At 71.7% G+C, this 25,988-nt stretch carries 28 protein-coding genes; 14 read left to right on the plus strand and 14 right to left on the minus strand.

Annotated features, from left to right (window positions below; genetic code table 11):
• Positions 1 to 21: 21 nt before the first annotated feature.
• Positions 22 to 849 (plus strand): 3-keto-5-aminohexanoate cleavage protein, encoded by an 828-nt coding sequence (locus AB0I89_RS20805; protein ID WP_357129049.1) that lies wholly within the window; start codon positions 22 to 24, stop codon positions 847 to 849.
• 94 nt (positions 850 to 943) lie between these two features.
• Positions 944 to 1,903: an asparaginase gene (locus AB0I89_RS20810; RefSeq protein WP_357129052.1), complete on the plus strand. Its 960-nt coding sequence runs from the start codon at positions 944 to 946 to the stop codon at positions 1,901 to 1,903.
• 321 nt (positions 1,904 to 2,224) lie between these two features.
• Here AB0I89_RS20810 and AB0I89_RS20815 read toward each other — a convergent pair whose 3' ends face one another.
• Complete coding sequence (locus AB0I89_RS20815) at positions 2,225 to 3,022, minus strand: alpha/beta hydrolase (protein ID WP_357129055.1); 798 nt, start codon at positions 3,020 to 3,022, stop codon at positions 2,225 to 2,227.
• Between the two features lie 113 nt (positions 3,023 to 3,135).
• On the opposite strand from AB0I89_RS20815, the gene AB0I89_RS20820 reads away from it, so the two are divergent.
• The 6 genes from AB0I89_RS20820 to AB0I89_RS20845 all read left to right on the plus strand — a co-directional run bounded on the left by AB0I89_RS20820 (position 3,136) and on the right by AB0I89_RS20845 (position 7,432).
• On the plus strand, positions 3,136 to 3,732 hold the full coding sequence (locus tag AB0I89_RS20820) for a helix-turn-helix domain-containing protein (protein WP_357129058.1): 597 nt from the start codon (positions 3,136 to 3,138) through the stop codon (positions 3,730 to 3,732).
• Positions 3,729 to 4,445, plus strand: a complete 717-nt coding sequence (locus tag AB0I89_RS20825; RefSeq protein ID WP_357129061.1) for a hypothetical protein — start codon at positions 3,729 to 3,731, stop codon at positions 4,443 to 4,445. Before AB0I89_RS20820 ends, AB0I89_RS20825 begins: the two co-directional genes overlap by 4 nt.
• A 72-nt stretch (positions 4,446 to 4,517) precedes the next feature.
• On the plus strand, positions 4,518 to 4,838 hold the full coding sequence (locus AB0I89_RS20830) for a DUF2516 family protein (RefSeq protein WP_355050857.1): 321 nt from the start codon (positions 4,518 to 4,520) through the stop codon (positions 4,836 to 4,838).
• The gene (locus AB0I89_RS20835; protein ID WP_357129064.1) at positions 4,835 to 5,722 is read left to right on the plus strand and encodes an alpha/beta hydrolase; all 888 of its coding nucleotides are present in this window, start codon (positions 4,835 to 4,837) and stop codon (positions 5,720 to 5,722) included. The genes AB0I89_RS20830 and AB0I89_RS20835 overlap by 4 nt, the downstream gene beginning before the upstream one ends.
• Before the next feature lie 11 nt (positions 5,723 to 5,733).
• Entirely contained in the window at positions 5,734 to 6,471 is a 738-nt protein-coding gene (locus AB0I89_RS20840; RefSeq protein WP_151488505.1) for an alanyl-tRNA editing protein, read from the plus strand.
• A gap of 46 nt (positions 6,472 to 6,517) precedes the next feature.
• Positions 6,518 to 7,432 carry an SDR family oxidoreductase gene (locus tag AB0I89_RS20845; protein ID WP_357129068.1) on the plus strand — a complete coding sequence of 305 codons (915 nt, stop codon included), beginning with the start codon at positions 6,518 to 6,520 and terminating at the stop codon, positions 7,430 to 7,432.
• On the opposite strand, the gene AB0I89_RS20850 is transcribed toward AB0I89_RS20845, so the two are convergent.
• The gene (locus AB0I89_RS20850; protein WP_357129071.1) at positions 7,416 to 8,420 is read right to left on the minus strand and encodes a WYL domain-containing protein; all 1,005 of its coding nucleotides are present in this window, start codon (positions 8,418 to 8,420) and stop codon (positions 7,416 to 7,418) included. The two genes, AB0I89_RS20845 and AB0I89_RS20850, sit on opposite strands and share 17 nt — an antisense overlap.
• 53 nt (positions 8,421 to 8,473) lie before the next feature.
• Between AB0I89_RS20850 and AB0I89_RS20855 the strand changes: the two genes are divergently transcribed.
• Positions 8,474 to 9,265, plus strand: coding sequence for an EI24 domain-containing protein (locus AB0I89_RS20855; RefSeq protein ID WP_357129074.1), 792 nt, complete (start codon positions 8,474 to 8,476; stop codon positions 9,263 to 9,265).
• Between the two features lies 1 nt (position 9,266).
• On the plus strand, positions 9,267 to 9,782 hold the full coding sequence (locus AB0I89_RS20860; RefSeq protein WP_357129077.1) for an O-acetyl-ADP-ribose deacetylase: 516 nt from the start codon (positions 9,267 to 9,269) through the stop codon (positions 9,780 to 9,782).
• Between the two features lie 70 nt (positions 9,783 to 9,852).
• Here AB0I89_RS20860 and AB0I89_RS20865 read toward each other — a convergent pair whose 3' ends face one another.
• The 9 genes from AB0I89_RS20865 to AB0I89_RS20905 all read right to left on the minus strand — a co-directional run bounded on the left by AB0I89_RS20865 (position 9,853) and on the right by AB0I89_RS20905 (position 18,255).
• Complete coding sequence (locus tag AB0I89_RS20865) at positions 9,853 to 10,152, minus strand: hypothetical protein (RefSeq protein ID WP_357129080.1); 300 nt, start codon at positions 10,150 to 10,152, stop codon at positions 9,853 to 9,855.
• Between the two features lie 94 nt (positions 10,153 to 10,246).
• Positions 10,247 to 11,143 carry a GNAT family N-acetyltransferase gene (locus AB0I89_RS20870; RefSeq protein ID WP_357129083.1) on the minus strand — a complete coding sequence of 299 codons (897 nt, stop codon included), beginning with the start codon at positions 11,141 to 11,143 and terminating at the stop codon, positions 10,247 to 10,249.
• 1 nt (position 11,144) lies between these two features.
• Positions 11,145 to 11,558, minus strand: coding sequence for a RidA family protein (locus AB0I89_RS20875; protein ID WP_357129086.1), 414 nt, complete (start codon positions 11,556 to 11,558; stop codon positions 11,145 to 11,147).
• 172 nt (positions 11,559 to 11,730) lie between these two features.
• Positions 11,731 to 12,738: a LacI family DNA-binding transcriptional regulator gene (locus tag AB0I89_RS20880; RefSeq protein ID WP_357129089.1), complete on the minus strand. Its 1,008-nt coding sequence runs from the start codon at positions 12,736 to 12,738 to the stop codon at positions 11,731 to 11,733.
• A gap of 19 nt (positions 12,739 to 12,757) precedes the next feature.
• The gene (locus AB0I89_RS20885) at positions 12,758 to 14,137 is read right to left on the minus strand and encodes a GH1 family beta-glucosidase (protein ID WP_357129092.1); all 1,380 of its coding nucleotides are present in this window, start codon (positions 14,135 to 14,137) and stop codon (positions 12,758 to 12,760) included.
• Positions 14,134 to 14,967: a carbohydrate ABC transporter permease gene (locus AB0I89_RS20890; RefSeq protein ID WP_355050844.1), complete on the minus strand. Its 834-nt coding sequence runs from the start codon at positions 14,965 to 14,967 to the stop codon at positions 14,134 to 14,136. Before AB0I89_RS20890 ends, AB0I89_RS20885 begins: the two co-directional genes overlap by 4 nt.
• Positions 14,964 to 15,938 carry a sugar ABC transporter permease gene (locus AB0I89_RS20895; RefSeq protein WP_357129096.1) on the minus strand — a complete coding sequence of 325 codons (975 nt, stop codon included), beginning with the start codon at positions 15,936 to 15,938 and terminating at the stop codon, positions 14,964 to 14,966. Before AB0I89_RS20895 ends, AB0I89_RS20890 begins: the two co-directional genes overlap by 4 nt.
• 69 nt (positions 15,939 to 16,007) lie before the next feature.
• Complete coding sequence (locus AB0I89_RS20900) at positions 16,008 to 17,315, minus strand: extracellular solute-binding protein (protein WP_357129099.1); 1,308 nt, start codon at positions 17,313 to 17,315, stop codon at positions 16,008 to 16,010.
• Between the two features lie 181 nt (positions 17,316 to 17,496).
• Positions 17,497 to 18,255, minus strand: coding sequence for a maleylpyruvate isomerase family mycothiol-dependent enzyme (locus tag AB0I89_RS20905; RefSeq protein WP_357129102.1), 759 nt, complete (start codon positions 18,253 to 18,255; stop codon positions 17,497 to 17,499).
• A gap of 69 nt (positions 18,256 to 18,324) precedes the next feature.
• Between AB0I89_RS20905 and AB0I89_RS20910 the strand changes: the two genes are divergently transcribed.
• Positions 18,325 to 19,407, plus strand: a complete 1,083-nt coding sequence (locus AB0I89_RS20910; RefSeq protein ID WP_357129105.1) for a UDP-N-acetylmuramate dehydrogenase — start codon at positions 18,325 to 18,327, stop codon at positions 19,405 to 19,407.
• Here the strand turns inward: AB0I89_RS20910 and AB0I89_RS20915 are convergent.
• Positions 19,404 to 20,195 carry a class I SAM-dependent methyltransferase gene (locus AB0I89_RS20915; protein WP_357129108.1) on the minus strand — a complete coding sequence of 264 codons (792 nt, stop codon included), beginning with the start codon at positions 20,193 to 20,195 and terminating at the stop codon, positions 19,404 to 19,406. The two genes, AB0I89_RS20910 and AB0I89_RS20915, sit on opposite strands and share 4 nt — an antisense overlap.
• Positions 20,196 to 20,211: 16 nt before the next feature.
• Entirely contained in the window at positions 20,212 to 20,976 is a 765-nt protein-coding gene (locus AB0I89_RS20920; RefSeq protein ID WP_357129111.1) for an SDR family oxidoreductase, read from the minus strand.
• A gap of 204 nt (positions 20,977 to 21,180) precedes the next feature.
• Between AB0I89_RS20920 and mshA the strand changes: the two genes are divergently transcribed.
• From mshA to AB0I89_RS20935, 3 genes are all read left to right on the plus strand, one after another.
• Complete coding sequence (gene mshA, locus AB0I89_RS20925; protein ID WP_357129114.1) at positions 21,181 to 22,545, plus strand: D-inositol-3-phosphate glycosyltransferase; 1,365 nt, start codon at positions 21,181 to 21,183, stop codon at positions 22,543 to 22,545.
• Positions 22,546 to 22,600: 55 nt separating this feature from the next.
• On the plus strand, positions 22,601 to 23,110 hold the full coding sequence (locus AB0I89_RS20930; protein WP_357129116.1) for a YbjN domain-containing protein: 510 nt from the start codon (positions 22,601 to 22,603) through the stop codon (positions 23,108 to 23,110).
• A gap of 299 nt (positions 23,111 to 23,409) precedes the next feature.
• A complete protein-coding gene (locus AB0I89_RS20935; RefSeq protein WP_357129252.1) occupies positions 23,410 to 24,339 on the plus strand; it encodes a hypothetical protein in 930 nt (309 codons plus the stop codon).
• A gap of 373 nt (positions 24,340 to 24,712) precedes the next feature.
• On the opposite strand, the gene AB0I89_RS20940 is transcribed toward AB0I89_RS20935, so the two are convergent.
• Complete coding sequence (locus AB0I89_RS20940) at positions 24,713 to 25,984, minus strand: MFS transporter (protein WP_357129119.1); 1,272 nt, start codon at positions 25,982 to 25,984, stop codon at positions 24,713 to 24,715.
• Positions 25,985 to 25,988: the final 4 nt, after the last annotated feature.

The following is a 25,988-nucleotide window of genomic DNA, read 5'->3' on the forward strand; positions in this document are numbered from 1 at the left end:
GGCACGTCTAGGATCGCCGGCATGACGACAGGGACGTTGATCACGGTGGCCCCGACGGGCGCGGAGTCGGCCAAGGCGGAGGTGCCGGCACTGCCGGTGACGCTGGACGAGCTGCTGCGCACCGCCAAGGAGTGCGAGGCGCTCGGCGCCGCCGTGATCCACGTCCACATCCGCGACGACGAGGCCCGGCCGACCCTCGACCCGGCCCGCCTGGCCGAGACGGTGGCGGCGCTGCGCGAGAACACCGACCTGATCGTGCAGCTCTCGTCCGGCGGCGCGGTGACCGACCCGGAGGCGTCCCGGCTCGCCGTGCTCGACGCCCGTCCCGACATGGCCTCCTGCACCATGGGCACGGTCAACTTCGGCGACGACGTCTTCCTCAACCGTTGGGAGTTCATCGTCGACCTGCACACCCGGATGCAGGAGCGCGGGATCGTGCCGGAGTACGAGATCTTCGACCTCGGTCACCTGTCCGCGTTGCAGCGGCTGCTCGGCAGGTACGGGCTGCCGGCGGGCGGGCACGTACACGTCGACTTCGTCATGGGGGTGCCGGGCGGCATGCCGGGCACCACCGAGACGCTCGTCGTCGCCCACCGGATGCTGCGGGACCTGCCCGAGGGCACCACCTTCTCGGCCACCGGCATCGGCCGCAGCACCATTGCCGTGCTGCTGGCCTCGCTCTCGACGGGCGGGCACCTGCGGGTCGGCATGGAGGACACGGTGACGTACGCCAAGGGTCGTCCGGTCGAGTCCAACATGCAGCTGGTCGCCCGCGCGGTCGGCTTCGCCCAGCTCGCCCAGCGGCCGCCGCTGAGCACCACCGAGGCTCGCGCGCTGCTCGGGCTGTAAGGCCACGGGCTTCCCCCGCCCCTGTCACCCGCGCGGTTGACGACCTGGTCACCCCGCCGACGGGCGGCCCGATCCCCTGGGTACCGTCCAGCACGTGGGAAAGACGTACGAGGGCGGCGTGCCGCTCGCCGAGGTGGTCCGGTCCGGGTTCGCGGAGGGTGGGCACCGCGGTTCGGTGGTGGTGCTGGACGCGACCGGGGCGACGCTGGCCGCCGCCGGGGACGTGACCGCGCCGATCTTTCCGCGCTCGGCCAGCAAGCCGATGCAGACGATCGGGATGCTCCGCGCCGGCCTTGCGCTCAGCGACCCGGCCGACCTGGCGCTGGTCTCGGCCAGCCACGCGGGGGAGGACTTCCACCTGGCCCGGGTCGGCGCGCTGCTCGACCGGGCCGGGTTGGACGCCTCGGCGCTGCACTGCCCGCCCGACCTGCCGGCGGGCGGGGCGGCCCGGGAGGCGGTGCTACGCGCCGGGGGTGGGCCGAGCCGGGTCCAGATGAACTGCTCCGGCAAGCACAGCGGGATGCTGCTGACCTGCGGGGCCGCCGGCTGGCCCCGGGACGGCTACTGGCGGCCGGAGCACCCGTTGCAGCAGCGGTTGCGGGCGACCGTCGAGGAGTTCACCGGCGAGCCGACCGCGGTGGTGGGCGTGGACGGCTGCGGCGCACCGGTACTCGCGGTGTCGCTGACCGGCCTGGCCGGGGCGTACCTCCGGCTCGTCGACGCCGAGCCCGGCTCGGCGCCGCGCCGGGTGGCCGACGCGATGCGGGCCCACCCGGAGATCGTGGGCGGTACCCAGGCCGACGACACCCGGCTGATGCGGGGTGTTCCGGGCCTCCTGGCCAAGATCGGCGCCGAGGGTGTGTTCGCGGTCGGACTGCCGGGCGTCGGCGCGGTGGCCCTCAAGATCGACGACGGGGCCGACCGGGCGCGCATGCCGGTCCTGGTCTCGGCGCTGCGGCGGCTCGGCGTGGACGCTCCCGTGCTGACCGAGTACGCCGAGGTGCCGCTCTTCGGCGGCGGCGTCCCGGTAGGCGCAATCCGCCCCCTCTGGTAACCCCCACCTCCCAGTCTCGCCCCCACCCCACCCCGTTGATCATGAAGTTATTGCCACTCGAGCCGCCCTGGGGTCAAGGGGTGAGTGCAATCGTTAGGTGGCGGTGTGGCTGGGGTGGAACGGTCGCCGGTGGTCGTGATGCCTCAGAGTCATCAAGATGACTCTGAGGCATCACGCTTGTCCGGGTGCCGGGTGCCGGGTGCCGGGTGCCGGGTGCCGGGTGCCGGGTGCTGGAGGTCGGGTGCGGGGTGCCGGGTGCCGGGTGGCGGGTGTGGGGTGGCGGGTGCGGGGTGGCGGGTGCTGGAGGTCGGGTGGGGGTGCTCAGGTTAGGAAGTTCAGGAGGGCGGCGTTGACGGCCTCGGGGCGCTCCAGGGGGAGCAGGTGCGCGGCGTCCGGGACGTCCGGCAGTCGTGTCGCGTTCGGGACCTCGGCGGCGATCCGGTCGGCGAGTTGGCGGATGTCCGGTACGTCTGCCGCGCCGGCGGTGACCAGGACGGGGATCTTCAGCTCGCCGAGACGGCCGATCGCCGGTGGCGTCAGCTCTCCCACCTCGACCGCGCCGAGCGCCAACTCGGCGGCCAGGGCGCGCTGGTCCATCTCCTGCGCGAACGCCAGCAGTTCGGGGTCGACGTCGGCGGGCTGACGCGCCGGACCGACCACCCAGAAGCGCACCTCGCCGGCCGCGCCCGCCACGAAGTCGTCCGGGTCGACCTCGCCGACCAGGTCGTCCCAGAGCTCGTTGGCCTCGTCGGACCACTCGTTGCCGGAGACCGCCGTGTCGAGCAGGGCGAGCGCGCTCACCCGGTCCGGATGGGCCAGGGCGGTGTCGACGGCGACCGACCCGCCGAAGGAGCAGCCGACCAGGGCGGCCTGTGGCAGGTCCAGAGCGTCCAGCAGGCCGGCCACGTCGTCGTGGTGTGCGAACGGCGTCGGCGGCAGTTCGGAGTCGCCGTACCCGCGCAGGTCCGGGACGATCACCCGGTGTCGGGCGGCGAGCGCGGGTACGACGCCCCGCCACATGCGCCGGTCCGCGATGCCGGCGTGCAGCAGGACGACGGGCGAACCGCTGCCGGCCTCGTCGTACGCGAGAACTGCTCCATTGACTGTGATCTTGTGCACCAACGGACCGTACGGACCGGTTGGGGTGGGGCGCAAACGGGACGCTGAGACCTTGCTAACTTTGGCTAGCGTTTTGCTTGCAGGAGTTAGCGGATCCGGTTAGCGTCGGCACCATGGCGACCCCAAAGGACCTCCCCGACGTCGGCGGGTTCATCCGCGATCTGCGCCGTAATGCCAAGATCTCGCTGCGCCAGCTCGCCGAGCAGGCGGGGGTCAGCAACCCGTACCTGAGCCAGATCGAGCGCGGCCTACGCCGGCCGAGCGCCGAGGTGCTCCAGCAGTTGGCCAGCGCGCTGCGGGTGTCGACCCCGGCCATGTACCTGCGGGCCGGGCTGCTCGACGACAAGGAGGGCCACGGCGTGCTCGCCGCCATCGCGGTGGACCCCGACCTGACGATGGCCCAGAAGCAGTCGCTCAGCCAGATCTACGAGACCTTCCGCCGGGAGAACGCCCGGCTGTCCGAGGCCCAGGCCGCAGCCGGGGCGACCACCCCGACCGATGTCGCCGACGGGCCCGCCGACGTGGCCAACCTGGCCGCGACCGGCCCCACCACCGAGGGCGGCACCCCGACCGAGGCCGTGCTCGAGTCGGTCGCCGTGACCGAGGCGGGCCCCGCACCCGCCCCGAGCAGCACCCCCGGGACGAACGCCCCGAGCAGCACCCCCGAGAAGAAGAAGGCCGCCGAGACGGCCGAGGAGGAGACGTCATGACCGAGCCGAAGACCAATCGCATCCCCGCTCCCATCTACGCCGCCGCCGGGGCGGCCGAGCTGGCCATCGAGCAGCTCCGCAAGCTGCCCATGGCCGTCGGTCTGCACGGCACCCGGGTCGTCGCCGACCTGGGCGGCCGGGCGGTGCTGACGGGCTTCGAGCTGCGTCAGAAGGCCACCGAGACGCTCCGTACGGCCAACGAGACCGCCGGCACCCTGCGCGACCGCGCACAGGCCGAGCTGGACCTGGCCAAGCTGCGCGAGTCGGCCGACCTGGCCAAGCTGCGCGAGGTCGCCGACATCGAGAAGCTGCGCGCCGCCGCCACCCGCAACGCGGCCGTGGTGGTCACCGCGGCCCAGGCGGCCCAGGAGCGGGCGTTCGCCGCCTACGGCGCGCTGGTGGCTCGCGGCGAGCGGGTCGTCGGCGCCGGCGTGCTGGAGGCCGCCGAGACGGTCAACGCGGACATCGAGGCCACCGAGGCGACGACGGTCACGGCCGAGACCGCCACCACGGCCACGGCTCAGACCGCTACGACGGCGCAGGCGACGCCCGCCCCGGCGGAGGCGCCGAGCCCGACCGAGGTCGCCGAGATCGCAGAGGCCAAGCCGGCCGTCGTCAAGAAGGCGACCCGGGCGAAGGCCGCGAAGCCGGCCGAGACCCCGTCGGCCAAGCTGCCCCGGGCCACCAAGCGGACCCGCCCGGCGGCCGAGTAGTTCACTCCTGTCGGCGATCCCGACGGCGTCCTTGTCGGACGTAGTCGGGGTCGTCGACATAAACTTGCCGGCATGGCCACCGCCGCGCCGATCTTCGCGTTCGAAGTCCGTTACGTGATCGAGCTGATCCTGCTCGTCTTCGCGTTGATCATTCAGGGTGTCGCGCTGGTGCATGCCATCACGCAGCGGTCCGACGCCTTCGCCGCCATCGGGACGCTGCCCAAGGGCGGCTGGATCGCGATCCTCGCGGTCTGCCTCGTCCTGATCCTGCTCAGCCGCGGTCCGATCAGCCTCTTCGGACTGATCGGCATCGCCGCCGCGCTCATCTACCTGCTCGACGTGCGGGTCGGTCTCCGCGACCTCAGCGACGGCAACGGCAAAGGGTTCTGGTGAGAGGTTTCCGCTGGCCTCCTCCACCGGACAGCGGCCCCCGCACCTTCGGTCCGGGCCCGGGTGGGCCGCGCACCGGCCGTCCGGCGATCCCCGATCCGGAGACCGAGCTCGTCGACACGCCGCACGGCGTGCAGTTGGAACGCCTGGTCACCGGCGTCGGTGACCCGGTCACCGTCTTCGCGCACGGGCTGGGCAACGGGATCGCCACCACGCGACCGTTCGGCAGCGGGGTGGCCGGTCGTCGGCTGTTCTTCCAGTTCCGGGGGCACGGCCGCTCGGACGCGCCGCCCGGCTCGTGGACCTACCTCGACCTCGCCCGTGACCTGCGGGCCATCGCGGATCTCGGCGGCGCCAGCCGGGCGTTCGGGGCGAGCCTCGGCGCGGGGGCGCTCTGCCGCCTGCTCGCGGAGAGTCCGGAGCGCTTCGAGAAGCTGGTGTTCTTCCTGCCGGCGGCGCTCGACCAGCCGCGCGGTCCGGCCGCCTGGGACCGCGTCGGCGCCCTGGTGGATGCCGTGGCCAGCGGTGACGCGGGGGCCGTCGCGGACGTCGTCTCGCTGGAGCTGCCGGCGGCGGTGCGCAACACGCCGGCCGGCTGGGCGTACCTGCGGCAGCGACTGGACCAGTTGCTCCGCGACGGCCTGGACGAGGGCCTGGCCACCCTGGCGGGGCAGGTGCCGCTCGACGACGCCGGCGTGCTGTCGGCGGTCACCGCGCCGGCCCTGGTGATCGGGTGCGCGGGCGACGACCTGCACCCGGTCGAGGTCGCCGAGCAGCTCGCCGCCGCGCTGCCCCGGGCCACTCTGCACGTGTACGACCGCCCCGGGTTCCTCTGGTCGGAACGCGCCGACCTGCGGGAGCGCATCTCCGGCTTCCTCAACGAGTAACGTGCCCTGTCATGGGCGTCACACAGCATGGCCGGACGCACCGGCTGGATCTCGCGGACCCGACCCTGCGCGAGTGGACCTGCACGGTCCTGCACGCCGACCCGGAGCAGGGCATCGTGCTCGACCGCTCGGCGTTCTACCCGGGTGGTGGCGGTCAACCGCCGGACCACGGCGTACTGCTCTGGCAGGGCGTGCAGACCCGGATCGTCGGCACCCGCAAGGGCGACGACCCGTACCTGATCCCCGCCGAGGGTGACCCGTTGCCGCCGGTCGGCACCGAGGTCGTCGGCGCGGTGGAGGACGAGCGCCGCACCCGTCTGATGCGTACCCATTCGGGGTTGCACGTGCTCTGCGGCGTGGTGTTCCGCGACTTCGGCGCGCTCGTGACGGGCAACTCGATGGAACCGGGCGAGGCTCGGATGGACTTCAACCTGCCCGAGGTGCCGCCGGACTTCAAGAGCCGCATCGAGGAGCTGGTCAACGCCGAGGTGGCCGCCGACCGCTCGGTCGCCACCCGGGTGCTGCCGCGTACCGAGGCGTTGGCTCTGCCGGACATCATCCGCACCCAGTCCAACCTCATCCCGCCGGACGAGCAGGAGGTGCGGATCGTCGACATCGTCGGTCTGGACGTCCAGGCGGACGGCGGCACCCACGTCGCGTCCACCGCCCAGATCGGCAAGGTGCAGGTCGTCAAGGTGGAGAGCAAGGGTCGGGCCAACCGGCGCGTCCGCGTCCGGCTGGTGGATTGACGAATTCGGACGTCGGCTGTCAGGTATCGCTGGCAGCCTCGCAGGCATGACACCACCGCTCGCAGGAAAGATCGCGCTCGTCGCCGGTGCCACCCGGGGCGCCGGCCGACAGATCGCGGTCCAGTTGGGCGCCGCCGGCGCCACCGTGTACGCCACCGGTCGCAGCAGCCGCGCCGGCCGTTCGGAGATGGACCGGCCGGAAACCATCGAGGAGACCGCCGAACTGGTCACCGCGGCCGGCGGCACCGGCATCGCCGTGCAGGTCGACCATCTGGTGCCGGAGCAGGTCCGCGACCTGGTCGCCCGGATCGACGCCGAGCAGGGCGGCCTCGACGTGCTGGTCAACGACATCTGGGGCGGCGACCCCCTGGTCACCTGGGACAAGCCGGTCTGGGAGCAGCCTCTCGACAAGGGGTTCCGCACCCTGCGGCTGGCCGTCGACACGCACATCATCACCAGCCACTTCGCCCTGCCGCTGCTGATCCGCAAGCCCGGTGGCCTGGTCGTCGAGATCGGTGACGGCACCAAGGCGTACAACGACGAGAACTACCGCCTCTCGGTCTTCTACGACCTGGCCAAGACCTCGGTCAACCGGCTCGCCTTCAGTCAGGCGCACGAGCTGAAACCGCACGGCGGCACAGCCGTCGCGCTCACCCCCGGCTGGCTACGCTCCGAGGCGATGCTGGAGCACTTCGGGGTCACCGAGGAGAACTGGCGCGACGGGGCCGCCACCGACCCGCACTTCCTGATCTCCGAGACGCCCGCCTTCGTGGGCCGCGCGGTGGCCGCGCTCGCCGCCGACGAGGACAAGGCCCGCTGGACCGGCCAGTCCGTCGACGCGGGCACGCTGTCCAAGGTGTACGGCTTCACCGACGTCGACGGGAGCCAACCGGAGGCCATCCGGTACATCGTCGAGGTGGTCGAGGCGGGTAAGCCGGCCGACGTCACCGGCTACCGCTGACGTCGTCCGCCACCGCCGGGCCGTCGTAACGTGCGGCGGCCCGGCGTGCCGCGTCCGCCAGGCGTCCACGCAGCTCCGGCGGGTCGAGCGCCTCCACCTCCGGGCCCAGCGCCAGCAACTGGGCGTACGCGACGTCGACGGTCTCCACCGGCAGTCGCGCCACCACCCAGCCCTGCCCGTCCGGTTCGCTGATGGTGGTGACGACCTCGTCGTACACCTCGGGAGCGTCGACCACGTGCCGGAGCTGGCGCAGGCCGGCGGGGCTCAGCCGGACGGTGACCTCGGCCCGCAGTATGGTCCGCAGGAACGACCCGGCCTGCTCGCGCCAATGCCCGGCCAGGTCGAAGCCCTCGTTGCGCGCGAACCGCTCGTCGTCCACCTCGACGCCGGTCACCCGGTCCACCCGGTAGGTGCGCATGTCGTCGCCGACCCGACCGACCAGATACCAGGTCGCGTTCTTGAGCACGAGTCCGTACGGCTGAAGGTGCCGGGTCACCTCGTCGCCGCCCCGCCGGTAGCGCAGCCGTACCACCCGGTCACCCCAGACCGCCCGCGCCAGCTCGGTGAGCCAGGGCGGTGGCGGCGTCTCCTGGAACCATCCCGGCACGTCCAGGTGGAACCGCTGACCCGTGCGTACGGGCGCGTCGCGCAGGGCCGGTGGCAGTGCGGCGAGCACCTTCAACTCGGCGGCGGCGACCGCGTCGGCCAGACCCATGTCGCCGGCCGGGCCGGGCAGACCGGCCAGGAACAGGGCCTCCGCCTCGTCGCGGTTCAGCCCGGTCAGCCGGGTCCGGTAGCCACCGAGCAGCCGGTACCCGCCGGCCCGGCCCCGGTCCGCGTAGACCGGAACACCGGCGGCGGACAGCGCCAACACGTCCCGGTAGACGGTCCGCTCGGAGACCTCCAGCTCGTGTGCCAGCTCGCCGGCCGTCATCGACCCGCGCGCCTGCAACAGCAGCAGCAACGAGATCAGTCGGGAGGCACGCACCCGCCCATCCTGCCCCGTGCCGCTTCGATCAACTGTCGTTAGGCTGCTCGATCGTGGACGCCAGCAGAATCGCCAGCCCGGTCACCGGGGCCGTCGGACGCTTCCTCCTCGGGGTGCGGCTGCTCCTGCGCGGACTGGGCCTCTACGTGCGCAGCCCGAAGCTCATGCTGCTCGGTATCGTGCCGGCGCTGATCTCCGGCGTGCTCTTCGTGGCCGCGTACGCCACCCTCGTCTACTTCGTGGACGACCTCGCCGCCCTGGTCACCCCGTTCGCCGACGACTGGTCGAGCACCGGCCGCAGCCTGGTCCGGGTGATCGCCGGCCTGGCCTTCCTGGGGATCGGCGGTCTGCTCGCGGTGATCAGCTTCACGGCGGTCACCCTGGTCATCGGCGACCCGTTCTACGAGAAGATCTCCGAGAAGGTGGAGGAGCGGCTCGGCGGCACCTCGGACGCCGTGGACGTGCCGTTCTGGTCCTCGCTGCGCCGCAGCACCGCCGACTCCGTACGCCTGGTGGCCCTCACCGCGCTCGTCGGCATCCCGCTCTTCCTCGCCGGGTTCATCCCGGTGGTGGGCCAGACGGTGGTACCGGTGATCGGGGCGGCCGTGGGTGGCTGGTTCCTCGCCGTCGAGCTGGTCGGAGCGCCGTTCTACCGACGCGGCATGCGGCTGCCGCAGCGCCGGACCATCCTCAAGGCGGACCGGCCGACCGCGCTCGGCTTCGGAGTCGCGGTCTTCCTGTGTTTCCTCATCCCGCTCGGAGCGGTGCTGGTCATGCCGGCCGCCGTCGCCGGCGCGACCCTGCTGGCCCGCCGGTCGTTGGGCCAGTCGATCGAGGAGAGCTGACGTGGAGATCACCCTGATTCAGGGCGACATCACCGACCAGCGGGTCGACGCCATCGTGAACGCCGCGAACTCGTCCCTGCTCGGCGGCGGTGGAGTGGACGGCGCGATCCACCGACGCGGCGGCCCGGCCATCCTGGCCGACTGTCGGGCGCTGCGTGCGTCCAAGTACGGCAAAGGGCTCCGCACCGGGCAGGCGGTGGCGACCACCGCCGGAAACCTGCCGGCCCGCTGGGTCATCCACACGGTCGGCCCGGTCTTCTCGGCCGCCGAGGACCGGTCGGGGCTGCTGCGCGACTGCTACGCCAACAGCCTGCGGGTGGCCGACGAACTGGGCGCGGCCACGGTGGCGTTCCCGCTGATCTCCGCCGGCATCTACGGCTGGCCGGTCGACGACGCGGTCCGCCAGGCGCTGACGGTGCTCCGCTCAGCCACTCCGGCCACGGTCACGGAGGCCCGCCTGGTGCTCTTCGGCGCGGACACCCACGCGACAGCCCGCGACGTCTTCGAGGCGGCGTAGGCCACGTGGCTTGATCACTTGATGCTGACCAGTTGGAAATCGCTTCTGGCAACTGGTCACCATCAAGTGATCACCGTGCGCCAGTCGGAGCCGCGTCATTCCACAGCGACTCGAAGTGCTCCACGTAACGATCGAACGGGCCACCCGCCTCGCGGCGTCGGAGGTGCATGGTCACCGAATCCTGCCCTAGTCCTGCGCCGATGTGGGTAGCCACGATCGCCTCGTCGTCGAGGACCCAGACGGACATGGCAACGTGCCGGTCCGACAGTCGGACGGCGAGGGGTTCCGGAGACTTCGCGATCTCCGCCTGGGTCATGGCTATGCGGGTCGCAAGCGTGAGCGGAGTCGCCTCGATGCCTTCTCGTGCCACGGTGATCTCACTGCCGGGGTCACCGAGCAGGAAACGTACATCGCCGCCGCCCTGCGCCTTCGCTCCGAGCGTCGCGGAGGCATTGGGTGACTGATCAGGTGAGGTCGGCCAGGCAGGTCCACTGCGACGCCACCGGGCGGTAGCCCAGCCGGGCGTTGATCGCCAGCATCGGCGCGTTCGACTCGTCGTTCGAGGTGTACGCGATCCGTACGCCGGCAGCGGCGGCCCGGTGCAGCGCCGCCGTCTTGGCCAGCCGGGCCAGTCCCCGACCCCGGTACGCCGGGACTGAGCAGGTGTAATCCGACCACATCCGCTCGCCGTCGCGCTTGACCAGGCTGAACGCGGCCACCTCGCCGTCGACTTCGGCTGCGGTGCTGGCCGTCTTGTCCAGGCCAAGTTCGTCCCAGACGTCGTACCGCCAACTCTCGAAGGTGACCGTGTCGACGGGCACGTCACCGGGTTCGTCGACGGCCGAGGCGACGTCGGCTTCGTAGAGCAGGTGCGGGTCCATCTCGGCGATCGGCCGCAGCCGTACGCCCGGCGGCGGCTCGGGCAGCGCGGGCGGCGGGGTCAAATCCAGCGCCGAGTAGCGCACCTCGCGGCTCGGTTCGAACCCGTGGTGGCGGGCGAACGGCAGCGAGTCCGTCGCGGCCGTGGCGCGTACGCGGCGAATCCCGAGAGGGCGGAGGTGATCGGTCGCGGCGGTCAATAGCGCCGTCCCGATGCCGCGCCGTCGATGATCCGGGTGTACGTGCAGCGTGTTGACGTTGCCGAAGCCCTGCACCGAGGTCGAGGTGTTGGGCTCGGCGGACGTCCAGCCGACCACCTGGCCGTCGACCTCGGCCACGAACGCGATCCAACCCTCGTGCGGCGGCGGTTCGGCCAGCATCTTGCGGGTCGACTCGACCCCGCGTACCAGGTACGGGTGGACGATCGTCCGCAGCGCCACCACGGCTGCGGCGTCGTCCGGCCGGGCTTCGCGGATGCGCATGTCAGGCCCCCGTCCGTACGGCGGCGACGGCCTCGACCTCGACGAGCTGGTCGGTGTAGCCGAGCACGGCCACACCGAGCAGGGTGCTGGGCGGATCGTGGTCGCCGAAGAAGTCCCGGACCACCTCCCAGACGGTCAGCAGGTCGGCCTGCCGCGACGATGCCACGTACACGGTGGTCTTGACGACGTCGGTGAGTCGCGCGCCGGCCGCGCCGAGCGCGGTCTCCAGGTTCGTCATCACCTGCCGGGCCTGTGCGGCATGGTCGCCCGACGCGACGGTACGGCCCTCGGCGTCGAGCGGGCACGCGCCGGCCGTGAACACCAGCCGAGCGGGCGGTTCGACGGTCGCCGCGTACGCGTACTCGGCGACGTCGGAGAGGGCGGGCACGTGCAGCAGCGCGACAGGATCCGGCATGCCGGCGAGGCTAACGACGATCGCCCGCCGCAGCGACGGATTAACCGCCCCCTGCACCTTGATGCCTGGTCACTACTTCAGGGAAATAGTGGCATCCCGGCGTCGTGAGGCCACTATTTCCCGGAAGTTGCGCGGATCTTGAAGGCAAGGCAGGGCAGGAGCGCGGGAGCGGTCAGGCCGAGGCGCGGATGATCAGCTCGGTGTCGAGCATGATCGCCGGTTCGATCGCCTCGCCGGCCGCCAGCCTCAGCAGTTGGCGGGTCATGCGTCGGCCGAGTTCGACGATCGGCTGGCGGACGGTGGTCAGCGGCGGCTCGGTGTACGCGGCGGTCTCGATGTCGTCGAAGCCGACCACCGCCACGTCCTCGGGCACCCGCCGACCGGCCGCACGCAGCGTTCGCAGGGCGGCGTGCGCCATCAGGTCGGAGGCGGCGAACACCCCGTCCAGGTCGGGGTGGTCGTTGAGGAGCTGGTGCATCGCCGCCGCGCCGGACTCCCGGGTGAAGTCGCCGACGGCGACCATCTCGGGTAGCCCGGCGGCGGCGACCGCGTCCCGGTAGCCGTTCAGCCGCTCGATGCCGGCGACCATGTCCTGCGGGCCGGCGATGGTGGCGATCCGCCGCCGACCGCTGTCGATCATGTGTCGGACGGCGGCGGTGACGCCGCCGACGTGGTCGACGTCCACGTACGGCACGGGTACGTCGCCGAGCGGCCGGCCGCTGACCACCACCGGGATGCCGAGGCGGGCCAGCGTGCCGGGCAGCGGGTCGGCGCCGTGCAGCGAGGCGAAGAGCACCCCGTCGACGTGGCGGCCGGTCGTGTACCGCTCGACCCGCTGGTGCCCGGCCGGTGAGCCGGCCAGCATCAGCACCAACTGCTTGTCGGCGGCCTCCAACTCCTGACTGACGCCCCGGATGATGCCGGGGAAGACCTGGTCGTCGGAGAAGACCCGGGTGGCCGCCTCCGGCATGACCAGGGCGATCGAGTCGGTGCGCTGGGTGACGAGGCTGCGGGCGGCGAGGTTGGGCACGTACCCCAACTCGGCGACCGCCCGCTTGACGGCCTCCCGGATCGGCTCGGCGACGGTGGTGGAGCCGTTGACCACCCGGGACACGGTGGCCCTGGACACCCCGGCCCGTGCCGCCACCGCCTCCAACGTCGGCCGGTGCGCCGTCGTCATCGTGACTGTCCCCCGCTCGTCACAGCCCGTTCCGGGAGATCACCTCCTGGTACCACCGGGCGCTGGCCTTCGGTGTGCGCCGCTGGGTCAGGTAGTCGACGTGCACGATCCCGAACCGCTTGCGGTAACCCTCCGCCCACTCGAAGTTGTCCAACAATGACCATACGAGATACCCGCGCAGATCAACGCCCCGGGAGATCGCCTCGTGGGCGGCCCGCAGGTGCCCGTCGAGGTAGGCGATCCGGTCGTTGTCGATCACCTGCCCCAGCCCTTCGGGCGACTCGGTGCCCGCCTTGTCGGGGAACGCCGCGCCGTTCTCGGTGATCAGCAGTGGCACGCCGGGATAGTCGGCGGCGATCCGTTCCAGCAGCCGCGTCAACCCGGCCGGCTCGATCATCCAGCCCATGTCGGTGAGGGGTCCGCTCGGCGGGAGGAAGTGCACGGCGCCCTCGGTGCCCGGGTACGCGCCGTTGCCGTCGCCGTCGGGCCGCCCCGCCACGTAGGTGGGCGCGTAGTAGTTGAGCCCGAGCAGGTCGATCGGGGCGGCGATCACCTTCTCGTCGCCGTCGTGGATGAACGTCGGCTCGACGATGCGCGCCACGTGCTCGCGTACGTCGTCGGGGTAGCCGCCGGTCAGCAGCGGGTCCAGGAAGATCCGGTTGTGCAGGCCGTCGACCAGGCGGACGGCGGCGGCGTCGGCCGCGCTCTGCGGGTCGGCCGGTCGTACATCTGCCGGGTTGATGGTGATGCCGACGCTGCGCGCGCCGGCCGCGCGCAGCGCCCGCGCGGCCAGGCCGTGTGCCAACAGCAGATGGTGTACGGCGGTGAAGGCGGCCGCCCCGTCCTGTGCACCCGGGGCGTGCACCCCGTTGCCGTACCCGAGGTAGGCCGAGCACCACGGCTCGTTGAGGGTGGTCCAGGTGTCGATCCGGTCGCCGAGGCGGGCGTGGACGGCGGTGGCGTACGTGGCGAAGTGTTCGGCGGTCTCCCGGTTGGTCCAGCCGCCCCGGTCCTCGAGGCTCTGCGGCAGGTCCCAGTGGTAGAGGGTGACGATCGGGTCGATGCCCCGGGCGAGCAGGGTGTCGGTGAGGCGGTCGTAGAAGTCGAGCCCGCGCGGGTTGACCGGACCGCTGCCGTCCGGCTGGACCCGGGGCCAGGCGACCGAGAACCGGTACGCCGCCAGGCCCAGCTCGGCCATCAGCGCCACGTCGTCGGCGTACCGGTGGTAGTGGTCGCAGGCGACGTCGCCGGTGTGGCCCTGGTAGACCTTTCCGGGCGTACGACAGAAGGTGTCCCAGATGGACGGACCGCGACCGTCGTCGCGGGCCGCGCCCTCGATCTGGTACGCGGCGGTGGCCGCTCCCCAGAGGAAGTGTTCGGGAAATCGGATCTCGTTCACGCCTTGACCGCACCTTCCATGATCCCGCCGATGATCTGGCGACCGAACAGCACGAAGACCAGCAACAGGGGCAGCGTCGCGATGGCCGTGCCGGTGAACACCTGTGACATGTCCTGGTAGTACCCGTCGGACAGCGCCCGCAGGGAGAGCTGAACGGTCGGATTGGCCGGGTCGTTCAACACAGCGTACGGCCACAGGAAGTCGTTCCAGGTGGTCATGAACGTGAGCAGACCGAGCACGGCGGCGGCCGGGCGCAGCGCCGGCAGCACCACGTGCCACCAGATCCGCGCGGTGCCGCAGCCGTCCATCCGGGCGGCCTCGATCAGCTCGTCGCTGATGGCCTGGCCGGCGTACTGCCGCATCATGAACACCCCGAACCCGGTGACCAGCACCGGGACGATCACCGCGGGCAGCCGGTCGTTCCACTGCAACTTCGTCATGAGCAGGTAGAGCGGGATCACCCCGAGCTGGGTCGGCACCATCATGGTCGCGATGATCACCAACAGCAGCGCGTTGCGGCCCCGGAAGCGCAGCTTCGCGAAGGCGAACCCCGCCAGGCTGGAGAAGAAGACCACCGAGACGGTGACGGTGGTCGCCACGATCACCGAGTTGATCAGGCCGGTCAGGAAGTACGCGTCGGTGTTGTCGAACAGCCGGGCGATGTTCGCGCCCAGGTTGTTGCCCGGCGTGATCGGCGGCGGCAGTTGGCCCATCGCGTCGCTGGTACGACTGGCCACGACGAACATCCACCAGATCGGGAAGATCGACAGGACGGCGGCGCCGACCAGGGCGAAGTAGGTGAGCGGGCTGGCCCGCCAGAGCCGACTCATCGGGTTTCCTTCCCGCCGAGGCGGCGCAGGACCAGCACGTTGACGGCCGCGACGAGTGCGATCAGCGCGAAGAGCAGCCACGCCACCGCCGAGCCGTAGCCGAAGTTGTAGTGCGGCGCGAAGGCGTTCTCGAACATGTACATGGTCAGGGTCTGCGACTCGCGCAGCGGTCCGCCGCGGATCGGGTTGGTGCCGGAGTGGAACATCCGGGGCTCGGTGAAGAGCTGAAGGCCGCCGATGGTGGCGATGATGGTGCAGAAGATGATCGTCGGTTTGAGCAGCGGCACGGTGACCGACCAGAACTGTCGGGCCCGGCTCGCGCCGTCGATCGCCGCCGCCTCGTAGAGGTCCCGGGGGATGGCCTGCATCGCGGCCAGGAGGATCAACGCGTTGTAGCCGGTCCACCGCCAGTCGACCATCGCGGAGATCGCGACCCAGGAGGCGATCCGGTTGGACTTCCACTCGATCGCGTCCAGCCCGATGAGGTCGAGCAGCCAGTTGACCATGCCGAACTCGCGGCCGAAGAGCACCCCGAAGACGATCGCCACGGCGGCCGTGGAGGTCACGTTGGGGACGAGCACCGCCATCCGCCAGCCCGTACGCCCCCGCAGGCCTCGGTTCAGCAGGTTGGCCAACCAGAGCGCGGCGAGCAACTGTGGCACGGTCGAGATGACGAAGATGCCGAGCGTGTTGACCAGCGCGTGCCAGAAGTCCACGTCGGCGAGGAGCCGGGTGTAGTTCTCCGCGCCCACGAACGGATGGTCGGTGCCGAGCAGGTCCCAGTCGTGCAGCGAGACCCAGAAGGTGTACGCCAGCGGGTAGACCCCGAACACCGCGAAGAGCAGGAAGAACGGGGCGATGTAGAGGTACGGCGAGTAGCGGGTGTCGAGGTGGCTGAGCCGACCCGACAATCGGCGGTGGGGTCCGGCCGACGGTGCGACCGGTGGGCGGGCGTCGAGCTGAACGGTCATGCCCGGTGACTCCTTTCCGTCGTGCGGGCGGGAACCGGGGTCCGGCGCCCGCCCGCACGCTGGCTCGGGCTACTTGGCGGCGGCCTTCTTGGCGTTGGTCACCGCGTCCGTCCAGCCCTGCGCGGGGCTGCGCTGGCCCAGCTCCACGGTGCGTACGGCGTTCTCCACCTCGGTACGCACGGCCTGGTTCTTGGGGCCCATGTAGACCGGCTTCAGGCTCTTCGCGCCGGTGCCGAAGATGGACCCGACGGGCGCACCGGAGAAGTACGCGTTCGTCGACTGGGCGATCGCCGGGTCGTCGAGCGCCTGCGGCGACGACGGCAGCGGCCCCTTGGCCTTGAACGCGCCGATCTGGCCCTTGGCGCTGGTCAGGAACTTGGCCAGCTCGATGGCCTCGGCCTGGTGCTTGCTCTGCTTCGGTACGGCGAGGTGCGACCCACCCCAGTTGCCGCCGTTGCCGGGCACCCGGGCGATGTCCCACTTGCCCTTGGCGGCCGGGCCGGCGTTGCCCTCGATGACCCCGGTCATCCACGCGGGGCAGGCGATGGTGGCGAACTTCGTCTGCTTGAAGGCGGACACCCACTCCTCGGACCACGAGCCGTACTTACCGGAGAGGCCCGAGTCGATGATGTCCATCGTGGTGTCCCAGGCCTGTCGTACGGCCGGGTTGCTGTCGACCACGACGTTGCCGCTGGTGTCGTAGTAGCTGTAGCCGGTGCTGTTGCCGGCGGTCTGCAACAGGATCGTGTTGAAGGTGTTGGTGGCCGCGTCGAGGAAGGACGCCCCGGTCTTGGCGGCGACGAACTTCTCCCCGGTGGCGATGTAGTCCTGCCAGGTGGGCCAGAGCTTCGACACCTCGTCCCGCTCGGTGGGCAGGCCGGCCTTTTCGAAGAGGTCCTTGCGGTAGCACATGGCGATGCCGCCGACGTCGGTGCCGAGGCCGATGAGCTGCTTGCCGTCGGCGGTCAGGCCGGCGTTCCACTTCCACTCCAGGAAGTTGCCCTTGAGGTCGGCGGCGCCGTGGTCCAGCAGGTTGACGAAGTTGTTCGGATTCGCCTTGTACTCGACGAGCAGACCCTCCTCGATGGCCACGATGTCGCCGGCCCCCCGGCCGGCGGCGAGCCACTGGGTCAGCTTCGGTGAGTACTCGTCGAGGTTGCTGCCGGTGCCCCGCTCGACGATCTTCACGTCGGAGTGCGCGGCCATGTACTCCTGGTAGAGCTGGTCGTAGCCGAACTGGCCGAAGACGTCGACGGTCAGCGTGATCGGCCCGTCCGCCTCGGCGTCGTCACCGCCGCCGCAGCCGGCGGTGACGAGCAGGGCGGCTGTTGCGGCGAGGGCCACCGCGGCGAGGCGGCGGCGCGGAAGGACAGCCATCGTATGGACCTCTCTCAGGGTGATGAGGTGGTGGTAGAAGACCAAGAGAGCGCTCTCACGTCAGGGTGGTGGGTCGCTCGCACCCTGTCAAGAGAGCGCTCTCACGAATTCGGGCGGCAGGCGAACGAGGGCGTCACCCCACCAGGGGTGACGCCCTCGTCACGCGCGGCTGTCGCTGGGATCAGCCGGTACGCAGACCCTCCAGCAGCGCGCGGTCGCCCGTCACGTCGAGCGTCTCGAAGCTGACCCGGCCCCAGAGCGCCAGCAGCAGGTCGCTCGCGGTGCCGCTGACCTGCGCGCGGGCGTGGTGGTCGTCGTGGTCGAAGATGGTCGCCGTGTCGAGCAGCGCCACCCCCTCGCCGCGCAGCCGCAGATACCACTCCTGATCCGCGTCGGTCGCCGCGAGCTGGACCACCCCGCGCCAGTCGCCCTTCACCTGCCGCCGGCCGGCCGGCAACCAGGTGTCCAGCACCTCGCTCACCCCGTCGGCGGCCAGCTTCGCCTCGACCGGCTCACCGGCCGCGATGGCGAGCTGGGCGTCCCAGCGGTGCACCGCCGTCTCGTGCGCCATCCGGCGGGGCCAGAAACCGGCCTTCTTCGGCTGCGGGGCCCAGTTCCAGGCCGGCGCCTCCGGGTCGAGCCCGTCGAACAGGGTCATCAACTGGTCGTACCCGTGCTGCCAGAGCTGGAGGGCGCTCACGCCGGACGGCACTTCGGACGCGTCCCGGCGGGGCGGCGCCTCGGTGCTGCCCGACCCGGCGAACGAATAAACCCAGTGGTAGAGGCCCGCAAGGTGCAGAGTGAGATCATTGACCGTCCAGCCGGGACAGGACAGCACGGGTGTCTCCGGCGGTGCCTCGGCAACCGCCGCGGCGAACGCCGGACCCTCGGCCCGGAGTGCCCCAATCCAGAAATCCTTGCTGCCCTGCACTCTGCTCATCGCCATCCTCCCGGGGGTGCCGGGCCACCAGTAGGTGCCACGGCTGCCCATCAGCCTAAGGTGAAAGACGTGTCAGACGCCTACGCCCAGCCGACAACCGAAGCCGATCGTGCCATTCCGGGTCCACTGGCCGGCTACACCACGCTACGGATGGGCGGGCCCGCCGGGCGGATCGTGGCCGCGACCAGTGCCGACGAGATCATCCAGGCGGTCCAGGCCACGGACGAGCCGATCCTCGTCCTGGCCGGCGGCAGCAACGTGGTGATCGGCGACGATGGCTTCCCCGGGACGGTCGTGCTGGTGCGCTCGGGCGGCCTGCGGGTACTCGCCGAGGACGCCGAGTCCGTCACCGTCCGTGTCGAGGCCGGCGAGCCGTGGGACGACCTGGTGGCCGCCACTGTCCGTAACGGCTGGGCCGGCCTGGAGTGCCTCTCCGGCATTCCCGGCTCGACCGGCGCGACCCCGATCCAGAACGTCGGCGCGTACGGCCAGGAGGTCGCCGAGACGATTACCGCCGTCGAGGTGTACGACCGCCTCGACGGCACCCGCCAGCTCGTTCCCGCCGCCGAGTGCGGTTTTGCCTACCGGGGCAGCATCTTCAAGTACCAGGACCGCTGGATCGTGCTCTCGGTCGACTTCCGGCTCGCCCGCTCGCCGCTGTCCGGTCCGGTGCGCTACGCCGAACTGGCCCGGGCGCTCGGCGTCGAGGTCGGCGACCAGGTGCCGCTGGCCGAGGCTCGGGCGGCGGTGCTGCGCCTACGCGCCGGCAAGGGCATGGTGCTCGAAGCCACCGATCCCGACACCCGCTCGGTCGGCTCCTTCTTCACCAACCCGGTCCTGGACCGGGCGACGTACGAACAACTCCTGGAACGCTCCGCCGAGGTGGGCGACCCGCCCTCCTGGCCCGGGGCGGACGGGCTGGTCAAGGTGAGCGCGGCCTGGCTGATCGACAAGGCGGGCTTCACCAAGGGCCACCCCGGTCCCGGCGGCGTCGCCATCTCCAGCAAGCACACCCTCGCCCTGACCAACCGCAGCGGTACCGCCAGCACCGGCGACCTGCTGACGCTGGCCAACACCATCCGCGACGAGGTCCACGCCCGCTTCGGCGTGACCCTGCACCCCGAACCAGTCCTCGTTAACTGCGCCCTCTAACCCTCCGGGGGCCAGGGGAGGGTCAGCTCGCCCTGACGCCAGCGTTGCGGAGTGGACAGCACGGGCCAGCCCTCAGCCTTGAGCTGGGACACCGCGCGCACCCAGCGTTGGCGGGGGCCGAACGTGGCATAGGGAGCCGCACTCCGCCAGGCGTCCTCCAACGCCTGGATCAGATCGTGGATCGCCTCGCCCGGAACGTTGCGGTGGATCAGCGCCTTGGGTAGCCGCTCGGCCAGCTCGGCGGGGCTGCCCAGCGTGGTGAGCTTCGCGGCCAGGGTCAACGTCCGAGGGCCGTCCGCGTCGAGGAGCAGCCAGCTCGCCAGCCGGCCCAGCTCGTCACAGGTGCCCTCCACGAGCACCCCACCCGGGGCGAGCGCGGCGGTCATCGTGCGCCAGGCGTCCTGCACGTCACTCTCGTCGTACTGTCGCAGGACGTTGAACGCGCGGACCAGCACCGGCCGGAGCCCGGCCAGCTCGAAGCCACCCCGGGCGAAGGTCAGGCCCGGCGGGTCGGCGGCCGGCGTCGCGGCGGCCACCCGCGCCTGGTCGATCTCCAGCCCGACCAGGCGTACGTCCCGACGGACCCCCGCCGCCAGCCGCGCCCGCAGCTCCACGGCGGTGACCGGCGTCGCGCCGTAGCCCAGGTCCACCACCAGCGGATCGGTCGCATCCCGCAGCCGGTCGGCGCAGGTCGCCACGATCCAGTTGTCCACCCGGCGGAGCCGGTTCGGGTTGGTGGTGCCCCGGGTGACCACCCCGAGGGGCCGGCGTCGTGGAGCCCCGCTCATGCGTCCGGTCCCGGGGTCAGGAGACCCGGTGCACCTTGTGCTGTGCGGCCTGCGCACGAGGCCGGACCACCAGCCGGTCGACGTTCACGTGCTCGGGGCGGGTGGCGCACCAGGCGATGCAGTCGGCCACGTCCTCGGCGACCAGCGGCCCGGGGACCCCGGCGTAGACGGCGGCGGCCCGCTCGGCGTCCCCGCCGAAGCGGACCAGCCCGAACTCCTCGGTCTGCACCATCCCCGGGTCGATCTCGATGACCCGCAGCGGCCGGCCGCACAGCTCCAGCCGGAGCGTGCCGGCGATGGCCGTCTGCGCGTGCTTCGCCGCCGTGTAGCCGCCGCCACCCTCGTACACGGTCAGCCCGGCCGTGGAGGAGACCACCACGATGGTCCCCGAGCCGGACGCCTCCAGCGCCGGCAGCAGCGCCTGGGTCACCCGCAGCGTGCCGAGCACGTTCACGTCGTACATCCACTGCCAGTCGTCGAGCGAGCCGGACTCCACCGGGTCCAGGCCGCGTGCGCCGCCGGCGTTGTTGACCAGCAGGGTGACCGGCCCGGACGCCTGGGCGGCGGCCTCGGCGAGCCCGGCCACCGACTCGTCCGAGGTGACGTCGCAGGTCACCGCGGTTGCCTGCCCGCCAGCGGCGGTGATCTCGGCGACGAGATCGGTGAGACGGTCGGCGCGGCGGGCGGCGGCGAGTACGTGGAAGCCCTCGGCGGCGAGCCGGCGGGCGGTGGCCGCGCCGATCCCGCTGGACGCTCCGGTGACGATGGCGACAGAGGTCATCGGGTCATTGTCACCCGCGCCGCACCGCCGATCCCGACCGGGCGTCGGGCTGTGTCGGCGGCCGTTCGTGATGAGGTCCGTCACGCCGGGCGGCCGCGCCGACGCATTTCCGTTGCCCGATGGGGAAGATGACATCCGGCGTACAGGTTGACCGAGAAGCGCCGGTCGTGCGTGACGGCATTAACCGTGACAGAAGGAGCGGACGTGGCGGAACTGCACACCGGTGTCGGTCGTCAGCGAGGTGCGCGACCGTGGCCGCGACCCCGGCGCATCGCCACCCTCTCCGTCCACACATCCCCCCTGCACCAGCCCGGAACGGGCGATGCCGGGGGGATGAACGTGTACATCCTGGAAGTCGCCCGGCGGCTCGCCGAGGCCGACGTCGAGGTGGAAATCTTCACCCGGGCCACCTCGGGCGACCTTCCGCCGGTGGTCGAGATGGCCCCCGGCGTGCAGGTGCGGCACATCATGTCCGGCCCGCTCGAGGGGCTGACCAAGGAGGAGCTGCCCGGCCAGCTCTGCGCCTTCACGGCCGGGGTGCTGCGTGCCGAGGCGTCCCGCCCGCCCGGACACTACGACCTCATCCACTCCCACTACTGGCTCTCCGGCCAGGTCGGCTGGCTGGCCAAGGAACGCTGGGGCGTGCCGCTCGTGCACACCGCGCACACCCTCGCGAAGGTCAAGAACGCCCAGCTCGCGGCCGACGACCGGCCCGAACCGAAGGCCCGGGTGATCGGCGAGGAGCAGGTGGTCGCCGAGGCGGACCAACTGGTCGCCAACACCCGCGTGGAGGCCCGCGACCTGGTCGAGCGGTACGACGCCGACCCCGCCCACGTCACGGTCGTGCAGCCGGGCGTCGACCTGGCCCGGTTCCGCCCCGCACCGGGCGACCGCCACCTGGCCGCCCGTGCCGCCCGCCGCCGGCTGGGGCTGCCGGTCGACGGGTACGTGGTGGCCTTCGTCGGTCGGATCCAACCACTCAAAGCGCCGGACGTGCTGATCCGCGCCGTCGCCGCGTTGCGCGAGCGTGACCCCGCCCTGGCCGACGAGGTGACCGTGGTGATCTGCGGCGGGCCCAGCGGCAGCGGCCTGGACCGGCCGACCGCCCTGATCGAGCTGGCCGCCACGCTCGGCGTCACCGACCGGGTCGTGTTCCTGCCGCCGCGCACCGGCGACGACCTGCCGGCTCTGTACCGGGCCGCCGATCTGGTCGCGGTGCCGTCGCACAACGAATCCTTCGGGCTCGTCGCCCTGGAGGCCCAGGCCTGCGGTACGCCGGTGCTGGCCGCTGCCGTCGGCGGCCTGGTGACCGCCGTGCGGGACCACGTCAGCGGGGTGCTGATCGACGGGCACGACCCGGTGGACTGGGCTCGCGCGCTGAGTCGCCTGCTGCCGGACAGCGCCCTGCGGGCCACGCTGTCCCGGGGCGCGGCGCAGCACGCGCAGCACTTCTCCTGGGACCGTACGGTGTCGGGGCTGCTCGACGTGTACGGCGAGGCGATCGCCGCCCGCCGGGCCCGGCTCGCCGCCGACCTGGCCTGCGACCCGGCGCTCTCCTGCTCCTGGTGACCACGGGCGCTCGCCACCCGGGTGCGTGCGCCGGGTCGGTCGTAGAGTGGGCCCGGTGAGCCCGAAAAGCGACCTCGCGACCCTCATCGAGTCGGTCTGCGCCGACCGTGACCTGGCCTGGGAGTCGACCGGTCCCGGCGCGTACGCGGTGACCCTGCCGGGCACCCACAAGCTCAAGACGGTCTGCAACCTGATCGTCGGCGAGCACGCGCTACGGATCGAGGCCTTCGTGATGCGCCAGCCCGACGAGCGCCGCGAGGAGCTGTGGGCGTGGCTGTTGCAGCGCAACGCCCGGATGTACGGCGTCTCCTTCTCCATCGACGCGGCCGGCGACGTCTACCTGACCGGCCGGGTCAACCCGGCCGGCGTGGACGCCGACGAGCTCGACCGGCTGCTCGGCTCGGTGCTCACCTACTCCGACGAGTCCTTCGACACGATGCTGGAGATCGGCTTCGGCAGTTCGATCCGGCGCGAGTACGAGTGGCGCGTCAAGCGCGGCGAGTCGACCGCGAACCTGGCCGCCTTCGCCCACCTCTTCGAGCCCGCCAACCCCACCCAGCCCTGACCCCACCCTCCGATTTCCGCGATCTTGCACTTTCGGTGGTCGTTTTGGGCTGCCATGCCCCTTGTGCCGCCACCGAAAGTGCAAGATCGACGCGGTTGGGTTCTCTCCGGCGGGGTATGCCGCGGCGCGCGGTGCGGCACAGGGACCCCCGCGCGCCGAGGACGGAGTGTCGAGGAGCGGAGCGTCCCATGGCTCAGCGGAACAGCTCAGGTCGCGGCGGGACTGCGACCCGGACCAAACGGCAGGCCGGCAACCAGACTCCGGGCACGCCCGGGGTCTCCGAGTCGGCGATCTCGCAGATGCGGGTGGACGACATCCGCGGGCAACTGCGCAAGCGCGGGGTTTCCGGTATCTCCGCCATGCGCAAGCCCGACCTGGTGAAACAGTTGGTGCGCTCGATGCGTTCGGATGCCGGTGGCGCAGGTCGGCGCAGCACCGGGCCGGCCGGCCGGGCGTCCGGCAGCAGGGCGTCGGCGGGTCGGGCCGCCGCGACGAAGAAGTCGGCGGCGCGGGCGGTGCCGAGTCGCGCGAAGGCCGTGCCCGCGAACAAGAGCGCCCCGGCGAAGCGAGCCGCCGCGAAGAAGACGGCCGCTGCGAAGAGAGCTACCCCGGCGCGGAAGACGGCGGCGGCGAAGAAGACGACGACCGCACGGACGTCGACGGCGGCCCGTAAGTCGGCCACCGCGAAGAAGACGACGGCGGCGAAGTCGACGGCGGCGCGTCGGACCTCCGCGACCGCCCGTACCGCGCCGGCGCGCAAGGCGCCCGCGAAGAAGGCGCCGGCCCGACCGGCCGCCAAGCGTACGGCCCCCGCGAAGCGGGCCACGGCGAGCCGGTCGACGGGCATGGCGGCCGGTGGCATCCGGACCGGGCGGGGCAGCGGACGGTCGGTCCGCAGCTCGCAGGTGATCGCGTCGATCGCCGACCGGCCGGAGCGACCGGGTCGGAGTCTGATCACCGCGAATCACGAGGTGATCCAGCGCTGGGCGCGAGCGCGAGGCGCGAAGCCGGCGACCATCGCGGGTACCGAACGGGAGGGTCGGGCGGGCGTTCTGACCTTCAACATTCCCGGATACCGGGAAAGCAGCCGGATTCGCGAGATCACCTGGGATGAGTGGTTCCACACCTTCGATCTGCGCCGGCTCAATCTGATCTACCAGGAGCAGATGCGCGACGGTCGGCAGAGCAACTTCTTCCGCACCGAGTCACCCGATCGTGAGGACGGATGAGGTGTTTGCGGGAATGCTCGACGGGTACCCGGCTGTTGCCAGAGACCGAGGCCGGAGCTGGGGATACTCGTCAGTTGTGACCGGCGAGACATCCCATTCGGGTTGAATTCAGAATCCGGCCGAACTAGCTTTATTGCGCCGCACCACGCTTGGAAACGTTCGGGGGAGCGGCGGATCGATCAGATCCGCGCACCAGGCGAGGTGCGAGGGGACGGGTGGACCAACCGTTGGGGGACGGTGCCCACCTGTTTGGACCGGCGGCGCGAGCGGGCGATGCTTACGGGGGTGAGTGTTGCCCGCCGCCGCCGGCCCCACACCGGCGAGCGCCCACCAATGACCTTCGGGCCATGGTGGGCGCTTTGCCGTCGTACGGTCAGCTTGTCGGGACCCGGTCTGCCGGCTCCCGGTCGGCGGCCCGGCGCAGCGCGTCGACGTGCCGCTCGCGGGGCGGCCCGGCCAGCAGGTGGCCGATGGCGGCCAGGACGCCCAACCCGGCGACGATCAGCCAGTGCCGGTCGCCGAGGTACTGCAGGCTCACCCCGCCCAGCATGGGGGCGACGAAGGCCGCGGCGGGGAACGTCAGATAGAAGACCGACTGATACCGCGCGCGTAGGTCCGGCGGCGCGAGATCCGCGTTGATCTGGGCGTTGGGCGGGGCGGCGAGCATCGAGCCGACCGTCCAGACCACCGCCGCGCCCAGGTAGACGGCCAGGTGGTCGGCGACCGCGAGCACTCCGAAGCCGACCGCCAGCAGGGCGGTGGAGGCGGCCAGGACGACGGCCTTGCGGCGTCGGTCGATCAGGCGGGGCACGAACAGTTGCCCCAGCACGATCAGCGCGCCGCCGAGGGCCACGACCAGGCCGTACGCCGACGGTCCCAGGCCGTCCGCGCGCATCGCCAGCGGCATGATCGTCGAGGTCTGCAGGGTGAGGACGGCCAGCACGAAGGTGAGCCCGACGAAGACCAGGAAGATCCGGTCGCTGAGGACGGTGAGCAGTCCCGGCCGGCGGGGCCGGGCGGGAGTCGGGTGGCTGGCCTGGGCGACAGGAGTGGCCCGCCGCAGGGTCTCCGGAACCTTCCAGCCGATGACGGCGGCGGCGGTCAGCGTGGCGCCCGCGTCGACCAGGAACAGCGCGGTGAAGCTCGCCTCGGCCACCAGCCCGGCGAGCAGCGAGGCGACCGCCATCCCGAGGTTCAACGCCCAGAACTCCAGGTTGAACGCGCGCGAGCGCCGGTCGGCGGGCACCACGTCGACGATCGCCGCCACGAGCGCCGGGCCGGGCATGGAGTGGGCGACGCCGACCAGCGCGGCGAACGTCGCGATCAGCGGCAGCGGACGGCTGAAGGCCAGCGCCGCCATCAGGGTGGCGGTGACCAGGTGGGCGGCGAGCAGTGTCGATCGGCGCCCCCACCGGTCGGCCAGCACCCCACCGAACAGCACGCCGACCGCCCCACCGGCCCCGTACGCCCCGACGACGACGCCGGCCACCGCCGCGCTGGCGCCCCGGGCGTCGGTGAGATAGAGCGACAGGAAGAGCATGGCGAACGCGCCCGCCCGGTTGATCAGCAGCCCTGCCCAGAGGTACCAGAATGCGCCGGGGAGCCCGCCTGCGGTGTCCTGCCACCAGCGCCGCAGGGCGTGCATGCGA

Origin of the sequence: Micromonospora sp. NPDC049801, assembly GCF_040656575.1 — a bacterium.
In the GTDB taxonomy this organism is placed as follows: domain Bacteria; phylum Actinomycetota; class Actinomycetes; order Mycobacteriales; family Micromonosporaceae; genus Micromonospora.

Excerpts from the sequence above, each read along its gene's own strand:
- AB0I89_RS20805 (WP_357129049.1), top strand. The coding sequence starts at position 22 with ATGACGACAGGGACGTTGATCACGGTGGCCCCGACGGGCGCGGAGTCG.
- AB0I89_RS20840 (WP_151488505.1), top strand. The coding sequence starts at position 5,734 with ATGGGCGTCACACAGCATGGCCGGACGCACCGGCTGGATCTCGCGGAC.
- AB0I89_RS20905 (WP_357129102.1), bottom strand. The coding sequence starts at position 18,255 with ATGAGCAGAGTGCAGGGCAGCAAGGATTTCTGGATTGGGGCACTCCGG.
- AB0I89_RS20880 (WP_357129089.1), bottom strand. The coding sequence starts at position 12,738 with ATGACGACGGCGCACCGGCCGACGTTGGAGGCGGTGGCGGCACGGGCC.
- AB0I89_RS20845 (WP_357129068.1), top strand. The coding sequence starts at position 6,518 with ATGACACCACCGCTCGCAGGAAAGATCGCGCTCGTCGCCGGTGCCACC.
- AB0I89_RS20875 (WP_357129086.1), bottom strand. The coding sequence starts at position 11,558 with ATGCCGGATCCTGTCGCGCTGCTGCACGTGCCCGCCCTCTCCGACGTC.
- AB0I89_RS20920 (WP_357129111.1), bottom strand. The coding sequence starts at position 20,976 with ATGACCTCTGTCGCCATCGTCACCGGAGCGTCCAGCGGGATCGGCGCG.
- AB0I89_RS20830 (WP_355050857.1), top strand. The coding sequence starts at position 4,518 with ATGGCCACCGCCGCGCCGATCTTCGCGTTCGAAGTCCGTTACGTGATC.
- AB0I89_RS20935 (WP_357129252.1), top strand. The coding sequence starts at position 23,410 with ATGCGGGTGGACGACATCCGCGGGCAACTGCGCAAGCGCGGGGTTTCC.
- AB0I89_RS20895 (WP_357129096.1), bottom strand. The coding sequence starts at position 15,938 with ATGACCGTTCAGCTCGACGCCCGCCCACCGGTCGCACCGTCGGCCGGA.
- AB0I89_RS20870 (WP_357129083.1), bottom strand. The coding sequence starts at position 11,143 with ATGCGCATCCGCGAAGCCCGGCCGGACGACGCCGCAGCCGTGGTGGCG.
- AB0I89_RS20900 (WP_357129099.1), bottom strand. The coding sequence starts at position 17,315 with ATGGCTGTCCTTCCGCGCCGCCGCCTCGCCGCGGTGGCCCTCGCCGCA.
- AB0I89_RS20820 (WP_357129058.1), top strand. The coding sequence starts at position 3,136 with ATGGCGACCCCAAAGGACCTCCCCGACGTCGGCGGGTTCATCCGCGAT.
- AB0I89_RS20915 (WP_357129108.1), bottom strand. The coding sequence starts at position 20,195 with ATGAGCGGGGCTCCACGACGCCGGCCCCTCGGGGTGGTCACCCGGGGC.
- AB0I89_RS20825 (WP_357129061.1), top strand. The coding sequence starts at position 3,729 with ATGACCGAGCCGAAGACCAATCGCATCCCCGCTCCCATCTACGCCGCC.
- AB0I89_RS20890 (WP_355050844.1), bottom strand. The coding sequence starts at position 14,967 with ATGAGTCGGCTCTGGCGGGCCAGCCCGCTCACCTACTTCGCCCTGGTC.
- AB0I89_RS20940 (WP_357129119.1), bottom strand. The coding sequence starts at position 25,984 with ATGCACGCCCTGCGGCGCTGGTGGCAGGACACCGCAGGCGGGCTCCCC.